The organism is Protofrankia sp. Cr1 (genome assembly GCF_963555865.1).
In the GTDB taxonomy this organism is placed as follows: Bacteria; Actinomycetota; Actinomycetes; order Frankiales; family Frankiaceae; genus Protofrankia.
In genome coordinates, this window is record NZ_CAUVXO010000546.1 from 1 (window position 1) to 3,380 (window position 3,380).

The following is a 3,380-nucleotide window of genomic DNA, read 5'->3' on the forward strand; positions in this document are numbered from 1 at the left end:
TGCCAGGGAAGTGAAGCGACGGAGGCTGTCTCCCGGCTGCCCGGCAGGAGGTCAGCGGGAATCACGGACCGGCCACAACGGGACGGTTAAATGGGCCCGAAGACGGGCGATGTCGTCGGGACTGGTGTTGAGGGCTTCGGCAAGACGGCGAAACGTCAGATAATCGATGCCGTTGGCTCGGGCCTCGGCGGTGTAAGCGTCGGCGTCACGGCGTAGCTCCTCGATGGGACGCGGCGGACGGGGACCCGACAGCCGCAGAGCCTTGGCCCGTTCGTAGTCGATGTCCGAGGCGCCGCAGATGCGGCGAATGACGTCCTCAGCCTGATCGAGCGTGCCGGTCTCGGCAAGAGACGCGACGTACCGGGTACCGGCCACGAGAGCGGGTAGATCTACACGGTAGATGTCGGCGCTGCGGTCGGTGAGTTCCACGGGGGTTCCGCTGTCGCGTATCTCGACTCTGCCCCGGGCTCCGAGCGCGGCGGCGGTCAGCAGGGCCGTCGCTTCAGTGGGGTGCCAGCCAAGATGGTCACGCAGCGGCTGGACCTCGTCGCGGTGCAGCCGATGCAGGCGCTCTCCGCCGAGTACCGCGACGCGGGCGACAACCTCAGCCTCGGAAAGCTCACCGTCCAGGCCGGGGCCGGCCGTGAGGATCTCGACGGGGACGGGCAGAGCGGTGCACGCGGCGAGGGCCAGACCGTCGGCAAGGGGGCTGCGCAGACCGGGTTCGTCGCCATGGGCCACTGCGTCGCCGCCCACATCGACGATCCACACGCGGGCGGCAGCGGAGATCTCGACCAGTTCGGCGACCTGGCGGCGGATACCGGCCGCGCCACCGCCCGGATCGATGAGCAGGAGACGGGCGTCGATCTGACCGGCCAGACGCGGAAGAGTAGAGCGGCCCGGCGGCGTTGTGTCCGAGCTCGGGATGATCTGCCAGTTGAAGCGGCCCACAGGTACGAGCGCGGTGAAACCGGCGGGGCCGCGGGGCCCGGGAAGCGGATCTACGCGGAGACGTTCCCACGCGTAGGTGAGCACGGTCGGCGCCGGGTCGGTCGGCCTGAGGATCTGATGGAGGGCGCTGGCCGCCAAGGCGTCGCCACCGCCACCAGCAGCGATCAGGAGCGCACCCACGACACCGAGCCTACGAGTCACCTCCTCTTTGTTTCATAGCAAAGTTGGCGTATGGTGCGACTGGACTTGACCACTAGCCAAAGGTCGCCAGTTATGCCGGAGATCCAACAAGCCCTCCCGAAGTACCTTCAGATCGCCAACCACATCCGCGACAAGATCTTGGCGGATGACCTGCGCCCCGGGGACGAGGTCCCCTCCGAACGCGCCCTTGCCGCGGACTGGAACGTCAGCCGACCGACGGCCACGAAGGCGCTGGAAGCACTACGCACTCAGGGGCTGGTGGGCTCGCGGCAAGGTGCGGGCACGTTCGTGCTGGATCAGGTGCGGCTACACCGGCGCGCCCGGGACCGCTACCGGCACTCACGGGAGACCGGGAAGATCTACACGACCGGCGAGTGGGCGGAAATCGTCGCCGCGGAGAGCACGGATCTGACGGAGTACGCGGCGGAGGCGTTGGGACTGCCATTCCCGGGGCGGGGCATCCGCCGGCGTCGGATCACCCACTCGGAGGACGGTCCCCGGTCGGAGGTGTCGACATCCTGGTACGCACCAGCACTGGCCGACGTCGCGCCACTGCTGCTCCAGCGGGAACGCATCCGACACGGCACCCTCGCCTACGTCGAGGAGAAGACCGGCCGGCGCGGCAGGTACGCCCGGGACACCATCGCCGCGCGGCTCGCAAGCGACCTGGAGCGCGCGGAACTGGAACTCGGCGACGGGCCGGCTGCCGTGCTCGTGGTCCATCACACGGTCTACGACGCGCAACAGCAGCCCATCGAGTTCGCCGAAGCCGTGTACCCACCCAATAAGTGGACCTTCGAACAGGGCTACTCGGTGATCGACTAGCCCGACGCTCATCCCGCTTGCGGCGCACGCAACCGGTGTGCGCTCTGCGCCAACACGTCCTACCGCGAGAGGAGATCGCAGATGGCCGTTTCCGATCACGAATTGGTGGTGGAACTGGGCATGAGTAAACAGGAACTGATCCGCGCGGTCGAGGCCGGTATGCCACCGGGTGCGCGCCTGACCGACTTCGACGGTGATGTCGACCTCACCCTGATCTGGCGGGTCCGTGACGGGTCGGCCTGGCCGGACGCTGACGCGGCGGCAGCAGTGGAAGACCACGCTTGGCGAATCTGGGCGGAAGCCGACGCCCGGGCGCAGGAGCTGGCGCGGGCCGAGCATGCCGCGTTCGAAGAGGTGGCGGCGGCGCGGAATGCCTGGCGAGAGGCTGTCCGCGTGCTGGCCCTGGTCGCCCCGGCCCGGACGGTCACCCGGCACGGCCCTCCCGTCAAGCCGGCCAGTGCTGATGTCCGACAGCCGACGTACACGCCGTCTCACCCGGTTTCGCCGGCCGCCGGCTCATCCCAATGATCGCGATCGTCCCGTACCAAGCGCCCAGACCGTAGTCAGCCAGAAAAATCTTCAAAAGGGATTTGTCTCCAAGGACTGGCCTATGCCACTCTTTTGGCTAGTGGCATAGGCCATAAGGTCAAGAGAGTGGCTCGGCGGGGAACCTCGCAGAGCCGGGACGGGAGAGGTGATGGCCATGGCGGTACCGCGGTGGATTCCGGTGCGGTTCGGGGATGTGTTTCCCCATGGGGCGTTCGTGCTGGGGGTGGAGCCGGCGAACGACTTCGAGAAAAGGTGAGGCGGACGGCGAGGACGGCCCATGAACGACTTGGGACACCACCGGGTACATAACGATCACCGCGGGGTCACGCCAACGGCAGCAGCCCAATGATCATGACTTAGAGCGCCCGGCAATAGGGGCGTGGATCGCGAGGCGGAGGAGGGAGGCACCGGAGGTGTTGGGTGTCGACCGACGACAACGCGGCGAGGTGCGTACCCCGGCCCCGCGACGCCGCGTCCCGGATCGTCTTGACGTGCGATCTTGCCGTCTCGCTTGCGGTGCACCTACCGGCGTGTTCGGTAGCAGCGCAGCCACATCTCAACGCCGTCGTCGACGATCTTCTCGATGTCGGCGGGTGAGAGGTCGCGCATCCCGTAGCGGGACTGCTCCGCCGCTTCATGCGCGGTGAGCAGTACGAGTTGGCGGGCAGCCAGGTCGACGTCGCGCACATCGAGGACCCCCTTGTGGATCTCCTGTTCGATTTTGTGCGTGAGGACCGTCTCGAAGACGGTGCGCGGGCGGGCCCACTCCTCCATGAGTTCGGGGTGGCGCACCTGCTCGGCGATGATGACGCGGCGCAGCGCGTTGATGTCCTTCGCGAGTATCAGTTCCACCC

General features: G+C 67.5%; 4 protein-coding genes and 1 pseudogene. 3 read left to right on the forward strand and 2 right to left on the reverse strand.

All coding sequences use genetic code 11. The annotated features are described in order from the left end of the window. Positions 1-51 precede the first annotated feature (51 nt). Positions 52-1,152: a DUF1152 domain-containing protein gene (locus tag U9980_RS25505; protein ID WP_322770256.1), complete on the reverse strand. Its 1,101-nt coding sequence runs from the start codon at positions 1,150-1,152 to the stop codon at positions 52-54. A gap of 72 nt (positions 1,153-1,224) precedes the next feature. On the opposite strand from U9980_RS25505, the gene U9980_RS25510 reads away from it, so the two are divergent. From U9980_RS25510 to U9980_RS25520, 3 genes and pseudogenes are all read left to right on the forward strand, one after another. Next, positions 1,225-1,977, forward strand: a complete 753-nt coding sequence (locus U9980_RS25510) for a GntR family transcriptional regulator (RefSeq protein WP_322770257.1) — start codon at positions 1,225-1,227, stop codon at positions 1,975-1,977. Between the two features lie 81 nt (positions 1,978-2,058). Next, on the forward strand, positions 2,059-2,505 hold the full coding sequence (locus U9980_RS25515) for a hypothetical protein (RefSeq protein ID WP_322770258.1): 447 nt from the start codon (positions 2,059-2,061) through the stop codon (positions 2,503-2,505). A gap of 175 nt (positions 2,506-2,680) precedes the next feature. Beyond that, positions 2,681-2,776, forward strand: a pseudogene (locus U9980_RS25520) (plasmid replication, integration and excision activator); the annotation flags it as partial. 272 nt (positions 2,777-3,048) lie between these two features. Here the strand turns inward: U9980_RS25520 and U9980_RS25525 are convergent. Next, on the reverse strand, positions 3,049-3,380 hold a 332-nt coding region (locus tag U9980_RS25525; protein WP_322770259.1), incomplete at its 5' end, for a TetR/AcrR family transcriptional regulator C-terminal domain-containing protein.

Excerpts from the sequence above, each read along its gene's own strand:
- U9980_RS25510 (WP_322770257.1), top strand. The coding sequence starts at position 1,225 with ATGCCGGAGATCCAACAAGCCCTCCCGAAGTACCTTCAGATCGCCAAC.
- U9980_RS25515 (WP_322770258.1), top strand. The coding sequence starts at position 2,059 with ATGGCCGTTTCCGATCACGAATTGGTGGTGGAACTGGGCATGAGTAAA.